The organism is Litorilinea aerophila (assembly GCF_006569185.2).
GTDB classification, from domain to species: Bacteria; Chloroflexota; Anaerolineae; order Caldilineales; family Caldilineaceae; genus Litorilinea; species Litorilinea aerophila.
In genome coordinates this window covers 120,730-139,210 of the sequence record NZ_VIGC02000010.1, presented here as the reverse complement: position 1 = coordinate 139,210, position 18,481 = coordinate 120,730, and the positions used below count along the sequence as shown (strand labels likewise).

Below are 18,481 nucleotides of genomic sequence, written 5' to 3'. Positions count from 1 at the left end.
GCCGGCACGGGCGGCTACGCCTGGCCCGGCACCAGGGCCAACACCCGCAGGGGGCTGCCCGAGCCGTTGACCAGCTTGAGGGGCGCGGCGATGACCACCGCGCCCACCGGCGGCAGTTGGTCCAGGTTGCAGAGGCTGGCCAGGCCAAACTTGCCGGCGCCCTGCATGATGTTGTGGGCCGGGAAGGGGGGATCGAAGTTGGCCGCCTGGCCGGCGTCGGTCCCCACCGTCTCCACCCCGACGCCCAACACGTCCCGTTCCTGGGCCAGGAAGCGGACGCACTCGGGAGTAAAGCCCGGCGAGTGGGCGCCGTCCTCCCGCACGTTGAGGAAGGCTTCCCGTCCCCGGCGCTTGCTCCAGTCGGTGCGCATCAAGAACCAGGCACCGGCGGGGATGACCCCATGGTCCCGCTCCCAGGCCAGGACGTGGTCGGGCGTCAGCACAAAGTCCTCGTCTTCGGCCACCTCCCGGCTGACATCCACCACGCAGGCGGGCCCGATGAAACGCCGGGGCGGGATGGTGTCGGTGGTGTTGTCGGGCAGGTCCCTGCCGGTGATCCAGTGGGCCGGGGCGTCGAAATGGGTGCCGGTATGTTCGCCCAGGCGGATGGTGTTCCAGTACCACATGGGCCCGGCGTCGTCGTAGTAGGAGATGCGCTCCACCGTCAGGCCGGGCGACTGGGCGAAGATGGGCGGCAGCTCGATGACGGGGGTGTCCGGGCCCAGGGGTTGGGTGAGATCGACGACCTGGATCTGGCCCTGGTTGAGGGCGCCGACGAGCTGGGCAAGGAGGGTGGCAGGTGTGGTCATGGCTGGCTCCTGGCTTTGGTTCAGTGGGCCGGCACCAGACTCAGGCCGAGATGGCCTGCCGACGCCGGGAACGGATGTAACGCTCAAAACGGAAGGCATTCTCGGGCAGCTTCAGGTCCATGCCGTAGTGGTCAGGGCCGGTAGCCTCCACCCGGGCGACGATCACGCTCAGATCCTGGCGCTCGAAGGCATCGGCTGCGGCCGCCACAAAGTCGTAGAGGGTGCGCACGTCCGCCACGTGGGGAATGCCTGCTCCCCGGGCCATGGCCGCCAGGTCCGTGGGACCGGCCGCCGTGTGGGAGGGGAAGCCGCCGGTGGAGAGGAGGCTGCCGTTGTCGAAGATGATGTGCACCAGGTTTCGGGGCCGGTAGCGGGCCAGGGTGGTCAGGGTGCCCAGGTTCATGAGCACCGAGCCATCGCCGTCCAGGACCACCACCTTCTCCTCGGGCAGGTTCAGGGCCAGCCCCAGGCCGATGGACGAAGCCAGGCCCATGGCATGCTGAAGGTAGAAGAAATTCTCCCGATGTCCCAGGTCATAGAGTTCCTGGGCGCAGGCCCCCATGATGGTCACCACCAGGCACTGCTCCAGCTCCGGGTAGAGCGCCTGGATGCATTCAGCCCGTTTCATGCCATGCTCCTCCTACTACAGTCTGGCGTAAATACCACGGCAGAAATTCGGCGGCAACAACCTCTGGTGGAACCTATCGGCGAATTTCTGCCGGGATTTACTACACGCTCCCCTCCATCAGGTCCCGGGTCAGCAGGAGCGCCACCGGCGACAGGGAGCTCAGGGAGAGGGTGTGGGCTTCCCGGATCTGGCGGCCCACCTGTCGCGGGTCGCGGGCGTAGTCGAAGGGGATCCCCATGCTGCGCAAGATGGGCTCCGTGAGGATGCCGCCCCGGGTGTGCCAGGGGTAGGGCTCGCCCATGTGGCCCCGGTGGGCAATCAACATGCAGAGGGGCACGCTGTAGAGCAGGGCCAGGGAGACGATGCCGTTGATGGCACCGAAGAAGCCATGGTTTTGCAGCAGCATCAGGTTGGGGGTACCGGCGAAGTAGGCCCCCGCGGCGATGCCCACGGCCTCCTCCTCCCGGGCCACCTCGATCAGGGTCATCTCCGGGTCGTCCTCCGCCATCTGCAGCAGATAGACCAGCCAGGTCTCTGGCAGCGCGGTGATGAAGCGGATCCCTGCCTCTTTGATGCCCTGGTAGACCAGCTTGGAATTCTCGCGCGAAACAGTCATCAGCCGGGTGTCACTCTACCTGGTGTCAATCCATACCGATGTCAGTTTGAACCTGCCAGGCTCGGCGGGCTGGCAATCCGCTCTACGTAGAGGGAAAGGACCTTCAGTCCGCCGCGACGGGCGCCGCCTGCTTGTGGGCCACCGTGGCGAAGAGATCCCCCACATCGTCCCGGGACAGGGTGGGCTGGCCTTCGTACAGGTAGCAGGCGGCCACCCGGCTCTCGCCGTTGGGAAAATAGAGGGGCGGCCGGGCCTCCCGGCAGATGGACATCACGTGGGGGCAACGGCTGGCAAACTTACACCCCTTGCCGATAACCTCCGTGCCGTCGGGAATGATGATCTCCTTCTGGCCCCAGGTCCGCTGGAGATCCGGCCAGGGGATGGAGTCGATGAGCAGCTGGGTGTAGGGATGTTTCGGGTCCCGGATCACCGACTCCACATCGCCGGCCTCCATCACCGAGCCCTTGTACAGGATCATGATGTAGTCGCTGACGTGGTAGGCGGTGGTCAGGTCGTGGGTGATGTAGAGGATGGTGATCTTGTATTCGTCGTTCAGCTTGCGCAGGCTCTTCAGAATGGTGGCCCGCAGGGAGGCATCCACCATGGAGACCGGCTCATCGGCCACCAGCAGTTGGGGCTGAAGCAGCAGGGCCCGGGCTACTACCAGCCGCTGGCGCTGGCCGCCGCTGAGCTGGTGGGGGAAACGGCCCAATGTCTCATCGGGCCGCAGGCCTACGCTCTCCAGGGCCTCCACAATGAGGCGCTGGGCTTCATCCTTGGAATTGGCCAGCTTGAAATTCTTGATGGCCTCGTAGAAGAGGTGGTCCACCTTGTAAAAGGGGTTGTAGACAGCGAAGGGATCCTGGAAAATAGCCTGGACTTCCTTACGGAAGGCGAATTGGGCTTCCCCGCGCAGCTTGTGAATATCCTGCCCTTTGTAGAGGACGGTACCCTTAGTGGGCTCCAGAAAGCCCAGGGTAATCAGCCCCAGGGTAGATTTACCGCTGCCGCTTTCGCCGGCCACAGCGATCACGCTGGGGGACGCGGCATCCACCGAAAACGAGATGTCGTCCAGGGCGACTGTGCCACCCTTGAAGACTTTGGTGACGTTATTGAGCTCTAACAGCTTCGTCATGACGTTCCTCGGTCACTTTGATTCCATTCTCATACAGGTAACAGGCCGCCAGGTGCTCGGGCTCATGCTCCCGCAGGGGAGGCATGGCGGTCCGGCAGACGGCCATGGCCTGGGGACAGCGGTCATTGAAGACACAGCCCGGCGGGAGGTCGGTCAGCGGTGGGGTAATGCCGGGGATGCCGGAGAACTCGCCCCGGCGGTCCAGGAGAGGCAGGCTGCTGATCAGGAGCTGGGTGTAAGGATTGAGGGGGTTGGTGAAGACATCCTCGATCTTGCCCAGCTCCATCATCCAGCCGGCATACATCACCGCAATCCGGTCCACAAATTGGGCCATGAGGCCCATATCGTGGCCGATGAGGATGATGGCGCTGCCCAGCCGTTCCTGTAGCCGGCCCAGGGTTTCCATCACCTGGCGCTGGGTAATCACATCCAGGGCGCTGGTGGGCTCGTCGGCAATGATCACCTTGGGGTTCATGGCCACGCTGATGGCGATACAGGCCCGCTGCTTCATGCCGCCGCTGAGCTCGTGGGGATACATGTTGCCCACTTTGGGATCCAGCTCGGTAGCCCGCAGGGCCTCGATGGCCAGCTCTTCCATCTCGGCCCGGCTCAGGCCCAGGTCGTGGTCGATCATGGTGTCGATGATCTGGTCTTTGATGCGCATGACCGGGTTCAGGGAGTTCATGGCTCCCTGGGGAACCATGCTGATATCCTTACCCCGAATCTGGCGCATACGCTCTTCAGAGAGCCGGGTCAACTCGATGTCGTCCAGCCAGATCTCGCCGCCAGCGATGGTGCCCGGCGGTTTAATCATGCGCAGGATGGCCAGGGCTAAGGTCGACTTACCGGAGCCGGATTCGCCCACCAGGCCCACCCGCTCGCCGGGCTTGAGTTCCAGGTTGATCTGGTTGTTGGCCCGGACGATCCCCGCGTCGGTGTAGTAGCGGACGTCCAGATCTTTAATTCGCAGGATGGGTTTCTCGCTCACCGGGCCCTCCGCACTCGAGGATTGGCCAGCTCATCCAGGCCGATTGAAATCAGAAAAAGCATTACAAATACTAAAGCAACAATTGTAATGGGAACTGCACCCCACCACCATAACCCACGTAGAAATGCACTCTGGTTAATCACCCAGTAAATGGTCACGCCCAATGTGGGCTCGCGCAAAGGGCCTAGCCCCAACGCAGCTAACCCCATTGAGGCGAAAATGGCACTAGTTACAGCGCTAACTAAACTGGCTCCGAGATACGGTAGAAGATTCGGCATCATCTCTTTAAAAATGATGGCCATATTGGACATGCCGTTCAAACGAGCCATCATTACGTAAGAACGTTCACGCATACTTAAAACTTGCGAACGAATCACCCGAGCAGGTCCTCGCCAAGCAAGTAGCGAAATGATCAATCCCATTCCTGTGACAGTGATATTTTTGTCTCCCAATGAGGAGGCAATCACTACTAACACTAAAAGACCTGGAACTGTTAAAAGCACATCTACAGATAGCCGAATGACTGCGTCATAAAGGCCACCATAGAAAGCGGAGGTGAACCCCAGGAAAGTTCCCACCACCAGGCCTATACCACCGGCGAGGAAGCCAATCTGAAGAGTCATCCATGTTCCCGTAACTGCGACGGCAAACAGATCCCTTCCCTGCGCATCTGTCCCGAAAGGGTATGCTTTTGGGTTCGGGCAATCAGGTTCCGTGCGAGGACAGTAAGATAATGTCGGAGGAATACTTGCAGGCGCTGCTAGCGGATATGGATCTACCTTCCGATCTATAAACTGGAGTCCCACAACTGTAAATAAGGTAAGGAAAACCAAAATGCCTAATCCAAGAGCAAGTGATTTGTTACGTCGCAAATATTGCAATATTGAGAGCAACTGATTCATACCTATCATCTGGATATCCGATATAGAGTAATACGATGACACAACTATCACTTGTAGAAACCATGTACAGCACTATCTTTGTACTTTTTCGATTTCATCAGAGATAACAACCGCTCTGCCTGAGCAAGTTGCTTTATATGTGGAAACAAAAAGTACACAGATAGAGATATACTGGCTTGATGCAGGAGAAACGGAAGTTCGAGTTAGTGACATGAGCTCCAACTAACTCAATGCCGCTCGTATGAGATGCGTGGATCTAACAGAGGATAAATCATATCCATGATAAACATCGTCACAGCAATAGCAACCACGATCACAAAGACTATGCCATAAATCATAAAGTAATCGAGCTGGTTAATAGAACGGGCTAATAACGTCCCTAAACCCGGATATCCCATCACTAACTCCACCAGGACGGAACCGGACACGATAAAGCTAAGGGCAAGTGCAAGACTTGTTACTTGAGGTAATAAAGCATTACGCACACCATATTTCAAAAACAATCGCCACTCTTTTAACCCTTTAGCTTCTGCAAAAGTCATATAATCTTCTCCTTGGACTGTTACCATCATCCCACGCATACCTATAGCCCATCCACCTGCCCCAGCTAATACTAAAGCCAGTGCTGGTAGAATTGAATGGTGCAAAACATCAAGAATGAATGACATTGTCAAACTTGGGGTCGAGCCAATACTATAGCCTCCGCCCAGTGGAACTAGCTTCCAGCGAAATGCAACAAAGTAAATCAAGGTAAGTGCAATAACGTACGCCGGAATGGCTCCGAAGATCAGTAAAGAGGGCAAAATATATCTAAACCAATGGGATGCTTTGGGCCATGCCATTAAAGCTCCTAGCAAGGAGCCGATTAGAAAGGCTAGCAAAGTAGTAGTTAACAGTAATCCTATTGTCCAGGGTAATCCTTCAAGAATAAGCTCCCAAACAGTTTTGGGGTAATTGGCGATGGAATAGCCTAAGTCACCCCGTACAACATCCCCTAAATAAGTAAGATATTGTTGCCATAATGGACGATCTAACCCAAACTTAGTCTCGTAAGCTTGCACCATCTCTTCAAAACCAGGTGCAATATAACCACTACGGGTTGCCTCCGCTAACAATTTTTCACGAAGTGGATTGCGGGGAGTTAACTTAGGAATGAAGAAATTTAACGTTGCCGCTGCCCAAACCACAAGAAGCAGTTGCCCAAACCTTCTAAGTACAAAAGACCATGAGTATCTCATTGTAGTTTGCTCAATATTGTCAGGTGTCTAACCAATGTTCTCAAGGTTTTTAACAAATTAGCCGACTCATTCGAACAATTGAGCTTCCCTCTTGTGGCATAGGGGGAACCCTATGCCACAAGAGGGAAATCACAGTTGAGGACTTCAACTTAGGCCTGCGTAGCCTTCAGGTTATGGAGTATCAGACCAACTGTTTGATGCCAGAACGCCCCGTTAACATAGTTATTGTCTTGGGTCGGCCAGTTGGTCCAATAGGTAGTATTCATAGGGATCCGATGGAGCCATTGCTGAATGGGGCAGTCAATGAGATCACGAAGGTAGATTTCGATGGCCGCCAAATACAGATCCATATATTGCGGATCGTCGGGATCGGGCCTCATAGACGCCATCTCCTCCAAGATAGCATCATATTCAGGATTGCGGTATCGCGAGAAAAATTGTGCTGGTTCACCGGTCGGCCGATAGTATTTACTAGTGTACATATCTAGAGTATCAAAGGGATCCGCAATACTGCCGCCATGACCAAAGAGGCTGATCTTAGCGGTACCATCTGAACGACGTGTGCCAGCATCTGCAGGAGTTATGTATTCAGCTTCGAAGCCACCGCGACGAAGTTGCTCAGCTAAAACTGGTCCAATGTCGTTAAAAATGGCACCACCAACAATAGAAGCTTCAACTCGCTGGCCATCTTTGACCCAGAAGCCCTCAGAATCCTTTTCGTAGCCTGCCGCCCGCATTCGTTCTGCAGCTTTATCCAAGTTGTGCTCATTCGTCGGATACTGCTCGAGTAAGGGCTTGGTGGCCTCGATATAGGGCATCAAAGGAGGATAATATGGAAACGGTAGCTCTGTGAGGATCCCGGATCCTTCCAGAGCCACATCTAACATCTGCTGTCGATCAATAGTGTAGCTCACAGCCCACCGAACATTCGGATCATTAAAGGGCGGCTCATCACAATTGAACCAGAAGGAAGTTGGCCACCAGTCAATATACCCATACGGCAATTCTCGTCCCGTATGCGTGATCACTGCCGGATTTTGAGCTACAACCTGGGAAATTGTCGTTGCTCGCAAATCCAAACTTGAATCAATCTCGTTCAAAATCATAAGCTGAGAAGCCCGTTCTTCGCTAGTCCACGGTATGACAATGATGCGCTCAATCTCCGGGAGCTCAGCAAAACCAATTTTGGCAGCCCACCAGTCGTCCCTCCGATCCATAGTCTGTTGTTGAGGAGTCCAGTCCACAACATTATAAGGACCTGTAACGACCGGCCACCCCTTTTCTAAGTCGTAAAACCCAAAGCCTTGGATCTCATCGACATCTTTAAAGATGTGGGCAGGGACCCACCAGATGCCGGTGTCGAATTTGCCGTATAGCTTATCAAACAAGAACCGTGGACGTGGTTCATAAAATTTGATGACTACAGTAAGATCATCTACTACCTCCGTGGATTCAACCCATGCCTTGATCGCTGTTGAATCACGCAAAAACGGCTCATTATCCTTCAACATCTGGAGTGTAAAGGCCACATCATTAGCAGTAAACGGCGTACCATCACTCCATTCGACACCTTCGCGAATCTTGACAGTTAACTCAGTATAATCGTCATTATACTGAGCGTCGGTTGCCAACCACGGAATCACTTCATCAGCGAAGGCTGAATAGTAAAAAAGAGGTTCAAATGCACCTAGTACGGCCCGATGCCCATTCTTACTTCCAGTCGCATAACCATTCGCCAAACCAACATCGGTAAATTGGCCATCAGTGCCAGCCCACATTACTATCAAAGTCCGCTCTCGAGGAACATCTTTGAGCCTTTGGGCAGCGCCCTCGGCCGGCGCCGCGGCCCCCCCGGCTGCCTCACCCCCGCTGGGGGCCGCGGCCGGGGCAGCCGTCTGCCCACCGCCACAGGCTGCCGCAATCACGCCAGCCGTGGCCAGACCACTCAAGCGCAGAAAGTCCCGACGGTTCATGTCGGTGCGCGACTTCTCGGTCCGCTTCTCGGACGCTTGCTTCGTCATGGATTGACCTCCTGAGTCTACAACATTGGGTAGATTTGGTAATGAAACATCTGGCCCTGCCACGGGCTGACCCCGCCGTGCCCCCCGGAAGTCACCGGTTCGAGCCAGAATCCGGGGAGTCATTTTCGGTTTCGGTCAGGTACAGCTAGAGCCAAACATTGGGTGGGCAGTCCACTACCGCGCTGGGGGGCGCGGTCGGGCAATCCAGTTGCCTCTCTATGTTGCGGCAGAAGTTGCCGATTGTCAAATGTCAACGATATACTGATGCACCAGAACCGGCCAGATGAGAGGCACAGCATATCGGTTGAATACAGGCTGTCCCTGCTCTTCAACTGTCCAGGCGCTTCTCATGATAGAAGTACGCCCCTACCATCCAGGCAAGTGAACCGATGATGACCGGAAAATGAGTGCAGGGCTTCAAAATGAATTTGGGTGAGAAGTTGTTGAACAGGTAAGTTGAGTATAGAATAGAACATCCCAGCCTGTCAAACGCTCGAAATATTGGCCAAATCTTGGGGACATGGATTCATGAGTTCGACCACCAGCGCTCCTCCGTCTGCTTCCTCACCGTCGTTCCAGGAACGGCTCGACCACTGGCGCTCCTTCGGCCAGTCATCGCGCCTCCTGCGGCCGATACACCGACTCCTGGGCCTGGCCGAGCTGGCCGTCTTTCGCCTGCGCTACTATTCCGGCCTGAGCTTGCTGGCCCTCATCGGTGTGATCCTGGCTGTGGGCCTGGTGACCAGCGCCGCCTTCTTCGCCCAGGCAGTGGACACGGTGATGATGCGCCGGGAGCTGGACGAGTACAGCCGCATCACCCAACGCCCACCCTTCTCCGCGCGGGTCTTCGCCGCCTCCAGCACCAGCGTCCCCCTCACCCTGGAACGGGCCGAAACCCTGGGCGGCCACGTGGGCGATACCCTCGCAGGCGAAGTGGGTCTGCCGGTGGCCCGGATGACCCTGCTGGCCGACAGCGGCGTCATGGAGCTGCGCCCGCCGGCGGATAGCCAGTACGCCGGCAGCCGGGCCCTGGAGGATGTCAGCGTCATCTACCTCCAGGATGTCCAGGATCACATTGCCGTGGAGGGCGCGCCCCTGGACGACGGCGCCTCCGGCCCGCGGCTGGAGGTCTGGATGCACCAGAGCCTGGCCGAGCGCCTGGGCGTCCAGCTAGATGACCCCTTCGAACTTCATGCCAGCAGCGCCGAAGGCAACCTGCCCATCGTGGTCCGGGGCTTCTGGCAATCCCTGGACCCCAAGGATGCCTACTGGACCAACGACCCGGACCAGACCCTGCGCACCAAGCTCCTGGTCCGCCGCAACGACTACATCAGCCACGTGGAGCCCTACCTGGCGGTCAAGGTGCGCACGGCCACCTGGCACGTGGTGTTGGATGAACACCGGGCCCAGCCGGCCCAGGCCCGCCAGTACAAGGAGGGCTTTGAGCGGGCGGCCATCATCATCCAGAAATACCTGCCCGACGCCCGGCTGACTGCGCCCACCGTCTCCCTGGAGAAGTTTGTCGGCCGGCAGACGGCCCTGACCACCCTGCTGCTGGGTTTCAACGTGCCCGCGCTGGGCTTTCTCATCTATTTTCTGGTGTTGACTTCGGCCGTTATCGCCTACTGGCAGCGGCGGGAGACGGCCATCCTCCTCAGCCGGGGCATTCCCAGGCTGAGCATCCTCAACTACACCCTGATCGAGGGGAGCCTCCTGTTTCTCATCGGCTGCCCCCTGGGCCTGCTGTTCGGGGTGTTGGTGGCCCGGCTCATGGGATACGCGGAAAGCTTCCTCTCCTTTAGCCCACGGCCGCCTCTGCCCGTCTCCCTCCACGGCCTCAACCTGCCCTTGACCCTGGCCACCCTGGGCGTGGTCCTGGTGGCCAAGCTGTGGACGGTGGCCGCGGCCAGCAAGGAAACAGTGGTCTCCCAACAGCGGGAGCATGCGCGGCCATCCCGGGGCCCCTTCTGGTATCGCAATTTCCTGGATCTGCTGCTGATCCTGCCCACCCTGTACGCCTACCAGCAACTGTTGAACCGGGGCTCTCTGGGCGCCCTGATCCAGGACCGCCCGGAGGATCTCTACCAGGATCCCCTCCTGATCCTGGTGCCGGCCCTGTTTATCGTGGTCCTGTCCCTGTTGGTGATGCGCCTCTTCCCCCTCTTCATGGCCCTGTTGGATCGGGCGGCTGCCTTCCTGCCCTCGTTCACCGGCTACCTGGCCCTGCGGCAACTGGGCCGCCAGAGCCAGAACTACATCAACCCCCTCCTGTTGGTGATCGTCTCCCTGGCCCTGGGGGTCTATACCCTCTCCATGGCCGCCAGCATGGACCAGTGGCTGGTGGACCGGGTCTACTACCGGGTGGGCGCGGACCTGACCTTCACGCCGTACCTGGAGAGTGAGGCCATCTCGGCCACGCCGGGCGGCGGCGCAGACTGGATTCCTCCGGACGATGAGTTCGCCGCGCTGCCAGGGGTGGTGGCGGCCACCCGGGTGGGCGATTACCCGGCCGAGATTCGCCTGGCTACCCGCAGCGGCGGCATCGAGGCCCGCTTCCTGGGCCTGGACCGGGTCAAGTTTCCCCAGGTGGCCTGGTTCCGCAACGATTTCGCCCGGGAATCCCTGGGCAGCCTGATGAACCGCTTGGCCCTGGTGCCGGACGGCATCCTGGTCTCCCAACGCTTCCTGGAAGAGAACACCCTCCAGATCGGCGACAAGGTGAGCATCCTGGTGATCCCGGATTTCGGCGCCAGCGTCAACACCCAGTTCACGGTGGTGGGGACCTACGAATACTTCCCCACGGTCTACGAGGACACGGTGACGGTGGTGGGGAACCTGGAGTACATCTTCTCCTTCTTCGGCGTGGGCATGCCCCACAACATCTGGTTGCGCCTGGCACCGGGCGTCAACGGGCAGGCCGTCCGGGAAGCCATCCCCACCACCGGCATCGAGGCGGTGAACGTGCAGGACACCCAGGCCATCCTGGCCGAGGAGCAGGCCCAGATGGAGCGGGTGGGCGTCTTTGGCACCCTGACGGTGAGCTTTCTGGCGGCAGCTGCCATGGCGGCCCTGGGGTTGTTGACCTACAGCTACGCCTCCCTCCACGAACGCCTCTTCCAGTTTTCCGTTCTGCGGGCCGTGGGCCTGCGGCGGATTCAAATCGTAGCCCAGGTGGTGATGGAGTATGCCGTGCTGACCCTGTACGGCGCGGCGGCGGGGGTTTTCTGTGGGCGGCTGGCGGCCCAGCTCTTCGTCCCCCTCTTCCGGGTCTCCAGCAGCGGGCCAGGTACACCCCTGCCCCCCCTGCTGCCGGTGATTGCAGACGAGCAGATCCTGCCCATGGCCCTCACCTTCGCCGGCGTCATGGTGGTGCTGGAGGTGCTCATCATCTCATCGGCCTTCTACCGTCGCCTGTTCGAGGCCCTGCGGCTGGGCCACCAGGCCTGATGGCCTGACCCAAGACGTACCCGCCCGCCGCTCCCTGTTTGACAAATGGCGCGGGCCTGTTTACCATAACAAAGTCGGATTTTCCCGTCGAATTTTTGGCCATTGACAGCTCCTTGAGGCAGAAGGTGACATCGACGACTGGTACGGAACGTCCCCGGCCCTACTGTTACGAATTTCCCCGTCCTGCCGTCACGGTGGACATCATTCTGTTCACCTTCAAAGACAACCAGCTCCAGGTCCTGTTGATCCAGCGCAACCATCCTCCGTTCGAGCACATGTGGGCCCTGCCCGGCGGCTTTGTGGAGATGGATGAAGACCTGGAGGCGGCCGCCCTCCGGGAGCTGCGGGAAGAGACCAACATCACCGACGTCTACCTGGAGCAGCTCTACACCTTCGGCCAGCCGGACCGGGATCCCCGCACCCGGGTCATCACCGTGGCCTATTTCGCCCTCCTCAGCGCCGACCAGGCTGCCCGCCTCCAGGTGCGGGGTCAGTCGGACGCGCGGGAGGCCCGCTGGTGGAGCGTCTACAACCTGCCCCCCCTGGCCTTCGACCATCGGCGCATCATCGAGTATGCCGTGCAGCGGCTGCGCTGGAAACTGGAATGGACCGCGCTGGGCTTTCTCCTGCTCCCGGAGGAGTTCACCCTGTCCGAGCTGCAGAAGGTCTACGAGACCGTGTTGAACGAACCCCTGGACAAACGCAACTTCCGGCGCAAGATGCTGGCGGCTGACGTGCTGGAGGAGACAGGCAACCTGCGGGAAGGGGATCATCGGCCGGCCAAGCTCTACCGCTTTACGGCCAAAGCCATCGAACTGGAACAGGCCCGCCGGCGTTTCCCCTAGTAAATCCCGGCAGAAATTCGCCAATGGCTTCCACCAGAGGTAGTATAAACTGGTACACGCACCACGCACCACGTCCGAATTCCCTGGCCGATTTACGCCGGGCTCTGCTACCCCCGGCAGCCAGTGCCGGGCCATGGGCCATTGTTGCAGCGCCAGTGTGACAGACAGCCTGCTGGTGCCCACATGCTGCCCAAAAATAGAGACCAGGTTCAGCTTTCATGGTACAGGACAAACGAGTTCAGGCTTCCGCCGTGGCCACCCCACGGCCGGACCGGAATCAAATCGAACGGATCCGATTCGCCATCAGCACGCTGCTGGAACGCTGGCGCGTGCCCGAGGATGTCATCGTCAGCAGCACGGCGGTGCTGGTCGGGGCCGGCACCGGCCTGGGCGCGGTGCTCTTCATCTGGCTCCTGGGTCAGATCGGCCAGCTAGCCCGCTGGACCCGGGGGCAGGTGGGCGATGTGGTGGGGATCCTGGGCTTCATGGCCGTGGCCGGCGCCATCGTGGGCTTCATGATCGACCGCTGGGCCCGAGAAGCCAAGGGGCACGGCGTGCCGGAAGTGATGGAAGCCATCGCCATGCGGGGTGGACGTATCCGCCCTCCAGTCGCGATTGTGAAGGTGCTGGCTTCGTCCCTGACCATCGGTGCAGGCGGTTCCGCCGGCCGGGAGGGCCCCATCGTGCAGGTGGGCGCGGCCCTGGGCTCCACGGTGGGCCAGCTCCTGCGCTTCTCCGACGACCGGGTCCGTACCCTGGTGGCCTGTGGCTCCGCGGCGGGCATCGCGGCCACCTTCAACGCGCCCATCGCCGGCACCATCTTTGCCATGGAAGTCATCCTGGGCAGCTTCACCGTTCACTACTTCGGCGCGGTGGTGATCAGCGCCGTGTCCGCCGGCATCATCAGCCGACACTTCCTGGGCGACCGGCCGGCCTTCCTGGTCCCCGCCTACCCCATGAACCACGTCCTGGAACTGCCCATCTACGTCCTGTTGGGCATCCTGGCGGCCCTGGTGGCGGTGGCCTTCATCCGCCTGCTGTATCGGACCGAGGCGTTCTTCGACCGATGGCAGGCCCCCTTGCCGGTGAAGACTTCGGTGGGGCTGGCGCTCACCGGGCTGACCGCGCTGCTCTTGCCGGGCCGCCAGGTTCTGGGCCCTGGCCTGGAGCTCATCGGGGAGACCATCGCCGAGAACTTTAACATGAGCCTGGGGCTGCTGGCGGCCCTGCTGGTGCTCAAGCTCCTGGCCACTTGCTGGACCCTGGGCTCGGGCAACTCCGGCGGCGTCTTCGCGCCCAGCCTCTTCATGGGGGCCATCCTGGGCGGCATGGTGGGCAACACGGCCAACAGCCTCTGGCCCCAGGTGGCAGCCAACCCCGGCGCCTACGCCATCGTGGGCATGGCGGCCGTTTTCGCGGCCGCGGCCCGGGCGCCCATCACGGCCGTCCTCATCGTCTTTGAAATGTCGGGGGACTACAAACTCATCTTCCCCCTGATGATGACCACCGTGCTGGCCACCCTCCTGGCCGAGCACCTCTTCAGCGAGTCCATCTACACCCTCAAGCTGAAGCTGCGGGGAATCAGCCTGCAGCGGGGACGCGATGTAGACATCCTCCAGAACGTGACGGTGGGCGAGGTGATGAGCCAGGAGGTGAACACCGTGCCCAAGGACATGACCCTGACCGAGCTGTCGGACATGTTCAGCCGCACCCGCAACCATGGCTACCCGGTATTGGACGAGAACGGGAAGCTGTGGGGCATCGTCACCATCACCGACCTGGAGCAGGCCATTGCCGACAACCGTCCCCGCCGCACCACCGTGGCCGAGATCGGCGTACCCCGGGCCCAGTTGTTGGTGGCCACGCCGGACGAGAGCATCGGCGAAGCCCTGGCCCGCATGGGCACCCGGGGCCTGGGCCGCCTGCCCGTGGTGGATCCCCGCGATCCGGACCGGCTGGTGGGGCTGATCCGCCGGTCGGACATCATCCGGGCCTACAACCTGGCCCTGGCCCGCCGGGCCGAGCTCCAGCATCGGGCCAAACGGATGCAGCTGCGCAACATCGACGGCACCGAGTTCGTGGACATCACCCTGGACGCCGACAGCCCGGTGGTGGGCAAGACGGTCCAGGAGGTGGCGGCCAGCCTGCCCCGGGAGTGCATCCTGGTCTCCATCCGCCGCCAGGGAAAGATGCTCATCCCCCACGGCCACAACGTCTTCCAGCCCGGAGACCGCATCACCGCCTTCACCCGCAGCAGCGACGCGGAGGCCCTGCGCCAGTGCCTGCAGAAGAAGGCACCATCCGCCCAGCCGGTCCCCTAGCGGAAAAACCACCAGAGCACGCCGGCCAGGTTGACCAGCACGCCGGCCAGGATCAGGCCGCGCATCCACGGCGAAACCCGCTCACCGGCGGCCACAGCCAGCAGGACCATCACCGGCACCATGAAATCCAGGCTGAAGCGGTAGCCGAACTGGTACCAACCCGTGTTGTAGTAGAGGAGCAGGGGCACCATCAGCAACAGGAAGGCGCCCCACGCCCCCAGCACCAGCGGCGTCCGGGAGCGTGCCCGCGCCAGGTAGACCAGGGCCGGGGTCGTCAACAGGAGGCTCATGCCTTCGGGATTGGGCAGGGGCAGGTTGTGACGCCAGCTCCACTCGGGCAGGGCCAGCCACATGGCCCAAAAGTTGCGCCCCAGGTAGCGCAGGTTGAACTGGCCGTAGGTGTGCAGATCCGGCGCCAGCCGCTCGGCCACGTTTTCCGTGGCGTAGCCGAAATCCCACGGGGAACCAAACCGGGCCAGATTGTACCCCAACAGGCCGCCCACCGCGATGGCCATGGGCAGCCCGGCCGCCACCCCCCACCCCACCAGGCGACCCACGCCCGGACGAGTACGCCAACCCTCGCCCAGCTGTTGGGCGGCGATGCCCACCAACAGCACCCAGGTGAAGGCCACGTTGGGCCGGGCGAGCATGGCCATGGCCAGGGCCGTGCCGGCCGCCCAGGGGGAGTTGGTGGTCACGGCCAGCCACACGGCCAGGGCCACGAAGGTCACAGTGCAAATCTGGGCCACGAACCAGACGGAGCCGATGGGCGCCATGTACCAGTGGACGCTGCCCAGGCCGAAGAGCACCGTGAGCCACAGGTTGTCCCTCAGCCCCAGCCGGCTCCATCCCCGGGCGGACAGGCCGGTCAACAGCAGGTAGACCAGCGCCACGTTGGCCGCACCCATCAGAGACGAAAATAGGACGGTGCTGGTGCCGGCCACCCCCCGCCAGGCCACCCACGGCAACAGCAAGAGCGCGGGCAGGGGCGGGAAAGGCACATACCACCGCCCCTGGTAGGGCGTGAGATCGTGGACGGCAGGAGGATGGGGCAGGTAGAGACGGCCCTCCAGGAAGGCTGCGGCCAGATGGTCGAAATAGGCCACGTCGGGGGAATGGGTGCTGCCCGCCAGCAGGGCCGTCCCCCAGTAGAGGGCAAAGGCCGCAGCGAAGAGGGCTGCGGCCCAGGTCCACTCAGAACGGCGTGCCATGATGGTTCAGCAGGGTGCCTGGAAACCGGCCACCGTCAGCCGATCAGCCCGGCGGCTGTCAGGGCACGGCGGATCGCCTCCGTCTGGGACGGGGAGCTGGCCGCCATGGGCGCCCGCACCGCGCCGCCGTCCCGCCCCTGGAGCGCCATGGCTGTCTTGACGTTGGCCGGCAGGTTGGGGCCTTCCAGGGCATTCCACACGGTCAGCAGCCTGCGGTGCAGATCCAGAGCGGTGGCATGGTCCCCCTGGCGCACTGCATCCCAGAGCTGCACGCACAGGGTGGGTGCCGCGGTGAGCAGCGCGGCGATGGCGCCGTCCGCCCCCAGCATGAACGAGGGGTAGAGCAGGGCATCCACGGCCGAGTGGACCAGCCCCCGCCCATCCAGCAAGAGGAGGAGGTCGGCCAGCAGCTTCATATCCCCCGCGCTCTGCTTCACGCCGATGACGCCATCCACCTCGGTGATGATCCGGGTCAGCAGGGCGGGGGAGCAGTAGGACCACGGGACCACATTGTAGATGAGGACGGGCAGGCCGCTGGCGTCGGCAATGGCGCTGAAGTGGCGCAACATGCCGTCGTCGTCGGGTGGGAAGAGGTAGTGCACCGGGGTCACCTGGAGGGCGACCGCGCCCAGGTCAGCCAGGGCCCGGGCCCGTTCCACCGCCTGGCGGGTGCTGTCCACGATGACGCCGGCGATAACCGGCACTCGTCCTGCCGCGGCCTCCACAGCCGTCCCGACAACCGTCCGCAGTTCGTCCGTGGAGAGGGTATGGCCCTCGCCGGTGCTGCCGCCCACCACCAGGCCGTGGACATGGGCCTGCTCCACCAGATAGTTGACGTCCGCCCGGAGGGCCTCCTCGTCCACCGCTTCATCGGGCCGAAACGGCGTCACCATGGGCGGAATGATACCGGTCAGTTGTGGCATGGTTCTGTCCCTCTGCTTTCTACCTTCTATTACTTTTTTCAAATAACATCACCGGGCGGGGCAAGCCCCGCCCCTCGGGAACGGGTGCCCCGTCGCAAGGACGAATCATGATTTGCCCCTACCGGTCCGCGCGGCCGTCGCCATGCCTTCACCCGCCTGGGTGTGGCAAAACCGTGCGGCCAGAGACCGCATCTACGACAGGCGGCCTTCCGCGCGGATTGGGTGCAACAGGAACGTAGGGCGGGTCTCCGGCCCGCCATGGGTGGCCGGCTCTCCGGGAACGCATCCCCAGGTCCTGGCGTCACCAGGCGGGGCAAGCCCCGCCCCTATGGGAATGGATGCCCTTGGCGCGGACCCCGTCGCTTTCCATCAGGCCGTGAGATACGGCGCGACGACAGCGCGCTCCTGTTCCAGCCCGGCCCATTCGTCATCGTCCGGCCCATCGTAGATGAGGGTGTATGGCCCCTGGAAACCCGCGGCCCGGGTGATGTCCAGGCAGCGCACGAAATCTTCCCGGTCCATTTCCCCGGGTCCGGAAAAGTGGCATTTGGCGTGACAGGATTCTGCCCGGGGCGCAATGGCCGCCAGATCGGCGTACTTGTGGTCGCCGCGCCAGTTGCCAAAATCCAGACAGAGCCCGAGCTCCCCATCCAGGGCTTCCAACAGATGGAGCACGGCGGTCGGGGTGGAGAGCAGGGCATGCCAATTCTCGGTCATGAGGCGGATCTGGCGAGAGCGGGCATAGAGGGCCAGCCGCTGCAACGCCTGCCGGCTCAACTCCAGGGTTTCGGGGCTGGGGGCGGCCTTGCCAGCGCTCACCCGGGCACAGCGGGCCCCCAGCCGACTCGCCACATCGATCCAGCCGGCCATCCAGGCCATGTGTTGCTCCTGGCAGATGGGATCGCTCAGGTCGCCGGCGTCGATGAGCAGGGAGAAGAGCTCAATCTCAGCGGCTTCCAGCGCCTGACGCAGCCGGTCCAGATAGGCCGGCTCCAGGCTGGGCAGATGAAAGTGGCAGATCTCCAGGGTGTGGATGCCGAATTCCGCCAGGCGAGCTGGCAATTCCAACAGGGCCAGGGAACGGCCATCGGACAAAATGGGCCGGGGCCCTGCATCGCCCGGGCCGTAGGGCGTAGGCCGGCCCAATGTCCGATGCAGGCTCCAGGTGGAAACCGAAAGACGCGCGGTCATGGGGAGCTCCTTTCCAGTCGCGGCCCTGATGGCCGGGACGAATACGGGGACGAAGATGAAGATAATGCCCAGTGCGTGCTGCTCACGGCATGGTTTACATGGAATGGCTCCCCTGCCAAAAGGGCATTTTTGAACGCAAGGGCGCAAAGAAACGCAGGAGAGAATCACCCAAATCAGCGTTCATCTGCGTGGGCCAGCGTCCAAAT

The 18,481-nt window shown here is 61.4% G+C and carries 14 protein-coding genes; 3 read left to right on the top strand and 11 right to left on the bottom strand.

From position 1 onward, the window contains the following. Positions 1-14: 14 nt before the first annotated feature. The 8 genes from FKZ61_RS09755 to FKZ61_RS09720 form a co-directional block, all read right to left on the bottom strand. Positions 15-809, bottom strand: a complete 795-nt coding sequence (locus FKZ61_RS09755) for a cyclase family protein (protein ID WP_141609920.1) — start codon at positions 807-809, stop codon at positions 15-17. A 40-nt stretch (positions 810-849) separates the two neighbouring features. Next, a complete protein-coding gene (locus FKZ61_RS09750) occupies positions 850-1,437 on the bottom strand; it encodes a thiamine pyrophosphate-dependent enzyme (protein WP_141609919.1) in 588 nt (195 codons plus the stop codon). Positions 1,438-1,537: 100 nt separating this feature from the next. Further along, the gene (locus FKZ61_RS09745; RefSeq protein WP_141609918.1) at positions 1,538-2,053 is read right to left on the bottom strand and encodes a thiamine pyrophosphate-binding protein; all 516 of its coding nucleotides are present in this window, start codon (positions 2,051-2,053) and stop codon (positions 1,538-1,540) included. Between the two features lie 103 nt (positions 2,054-2,156). Beyond that, complete coding sequence (locus FKZ61_RS09740; RefSeq protein WP_141609917.1) at positions 2,157-3,188, bottom strand: ABC transporter ATP-binding protein; 1,032 nt, start codon at positions 3,186-3,188, stop codon at positions 2,157-2,159. After that, on the bottom strand, positions 3,163-4,176 hold the full coding sequence (locus FKZ61_RS09735; protein ID WP_211358501.1) for an ABC transporter ATP-binding protein: 1,014 nt from the start codon (positions 4,174-4,176) through the stop codon (positions 3,163-3,165). Before FKZ61_RS09735 ends, FKZ61_RS09740 begins: the two co-directional genes overlap by 26 nt. Beyond that, positions 4,173-5,078 carry an ABC transporter permease gene (locus tag FKZ61_RS09730; protein ID WP_211358500.1) on the bottom strand — a complete coding sequence of 302 codons (906 nt, stop codon included), beginning with the start codon at positions 5,076-5,078 and terminating at the stop codon, positions 4,173-4,175. Before FKZ61_RS09730 ends, FKZ61_RS09735 begins: the two co-directional genes overlap by 4 nt. A gap of 227 nt (positions 5,079-5,305) precedes the next feature. Next, on the bottom strand, positions 5,306-6,316 hold the full coding sequence (locus tag FKZ61_RS09725; protein WP_141609916.1) for an ABC transporter permease: 1,011 nt from the start codon (positions 6,314-6,316) through the stop codon (positions 5,306-5,308). 149 nt (positions 6,317-6,465) lie between these two features. Then, positions 6,466-8,337, bottom strand: a complete 1,872-nt coding sequence (locus tag FKZ61_RS09720; RefSeq protein ID WP_170199517.1) for an ABC transporter substrate-binding protein — start codon at positions 8,335-8,337, stop codon at positions 6,466-6,468. 528 nt (positions 8,338-8,865) lie between these two features. Between FKZ61_RS09720 and FKZ61_RS09715 the strand changes: the two genes are divergently transcribed. The 3 genes from FKZ61_RS09715 to FKZ61_RS09705 all read left to right on the top strand — a co-directional run bounded on the left by FKZ61_RS09715 (position 8,866) and on the right by FKZ61_RS09705 (position 14,950). Next, the gene (locus FKZ61_RS09715) at positions 8,866-11,784 is read left to right on the top strand and encodes an ABC transporter permease (protein WP_141609914.1); all 2,919 of its coding nucleotides are present in this window, start codon (positions 8,866-8,868) and stop codon (positions 11,782-11,784) included. Positions 11,785-11,909: 125 nt separating this feature from the next. Continuing rightward, a complete protein-coding gene (locus FKZ61_RS09710; RefSeq protein ID WP_141609913.1) occupies positions 11,910-12,629 on the top strand; it encodes an NUDIX hydrolase in 720 nt (239 codons plus the stop codon). Positions 12,630-12,847: 218 nt separating this feature from the next. Next, positions 12,848-14,950, top strand: a complete 2,103-nt coding sequence (locus tag FKZ61_RS09705) for a chloride channel protein (RefSeq protein ID WP_141609912.1) — start codon at positions 12,848-12,850, stop codon at positions 14,948-14,950. Here the strand turns inward: FKZ61_RS09705 and FKZ61_RS09700 are convergent. The 3 genes from FKZ61_RS09700 to FKZ61_RS09690 all read right to left on the bottom strand — a co-directional run bounded on the left by FKZ61_RS09700 (position 14,947) and on the right by FKZ61_RS09690 (position 18,275). Then, positions 14,947-16,161 carry a hypothetical protein gene (locus FKZ61_RS09700; RefSeq protein ID WP_141609911.1) on the bottom strand — a complete coding sequence of 405 codons (1,215 nt, stop codon included), beginning with the start codon at positions 16,159-16,161 and terminating at the stop codon, positions 14,947-14,949. The two genes, FKZ61_RS09705 and FKZ61_RS09700, sit on opposite strands and share 4 nt — an antisense overlap. A 35-nt stretch (positions 16,162-16,196) precedes the next feature. Then, a complete protein-coding gene (locus FKZ61_RS09695; RefSeq protein WP_141609910.1) occupies positions 16,197-17,084 on the bottom strand; it encodes a dihydrodipicolinate synthase family protein in 888 nt (295 codons plus the stop codon). Positions 17,085-17,453: 369 nt separating this feature from the next. Next, positions 17,454-18,275: a sugar phosphate isomerase/epimerase family protein gene (locus FKZ61_RS09690; protein ID WP_141609909.1), complete on the bottom strand. Its 822-nt coding sequence runs from the start codon at positions 18,273-18,275 to the stop codon at positions 17,454-17,456. Between the last annotated feature and the right edge of the window lie 206 nt (positions 18,276-18,481).

Excerpts from the sequence above, each read along its gene's own strand:
- FKZ61_RS09755 (WP_141609920.1), bottom strand. The coding sequence starts at position 809 with ATGACCACACCTGCCACCCTCCTTGCCCAGCTCGTCGGCGCCCTCAAC.
- FKZ61_RS09750 (WP_141609919.1), bottom strand. The coding sequence starts at position 1,437 with ATGAAACGGGCTGAATGCATCCAGGCGCTCTACCCGGAGCTGGAGCAG.
- FKZ61_RS09745 (WP_141609918.1), bottom strand. The coding sequence starts at position 2,053 with ATGACTGTTTCGCGCGAGAATTCCAAGCTGGTCTACCAGGGCATCAAA.
- FKZ61_RS09740 (WP_141609917.1), bottom strand. The coding sequence starts at position 3,188 with ATGACGAAGCTGTTAGAGCTCAATAACGTCACCAAAGTCTTCAAGGGT.
- FKZ61_RS09730 (WP_211358500.1), bottom strand. The coding sequence starts at position 5,078 with ATGAATCAGTTGCTCTCAATATTGCAATATTTGCGACGTAACAAATCA.
- FKZ61_RS09725 (WP_141609916.1), bottom strand. The coding sequence starts at position 6,316 with ATGAGATACTCATGGTCTTTTGTACTTAGAAGGTTTGGGCAACTGCTT.
- FKZ61_RS09720 (WP_170199517.1), bottom strand. The coding sequence starts at position 8,337 with ATGACGAAGCAAGCGTCCGAGAAGCGGACCGAGAAGTCGCGCACCGAC.
- FKZ61_RS09715 (WP_141609914.1), top strand. The coding sequence starts at position 8,866 with ATGAGTTCGACCACCAGCGCTCCTCCGTCTGCTTCCTCACCGTCGTTC.
- FKZ61_RS09705 (WP_141609912.1), top strand. The coding sequence starts at position 12,848 with ATGGTACAGGACAAACGAGTTCAGGCTTCCGCCGTGGCCACCCCACGG.
- FKZ61_RS09700 (WP_141609911.1), bottom strand. The coding sequence starts at position 16,161 with ATGGCACGCCGTTCTGAGTGGACCTGGGCCGCAGCCCTCTTCGCTGCG.
- FKZ61_RS09695 (WP_141609910.1), bottom strand. The coding sequence starts at position 17,084 with ATGCCACAACTGACCGGTATCATTCCGCCCATGGTGACGCCGTTTCGG.
- FKZ61_RS09690 (WP_141609909.1), bottom strand. The coding sequence starts at position 18,275 with ATGACCGCGCGTCTTTCGGTTTCCACCTGGAGCCTGCATCGGACATTG.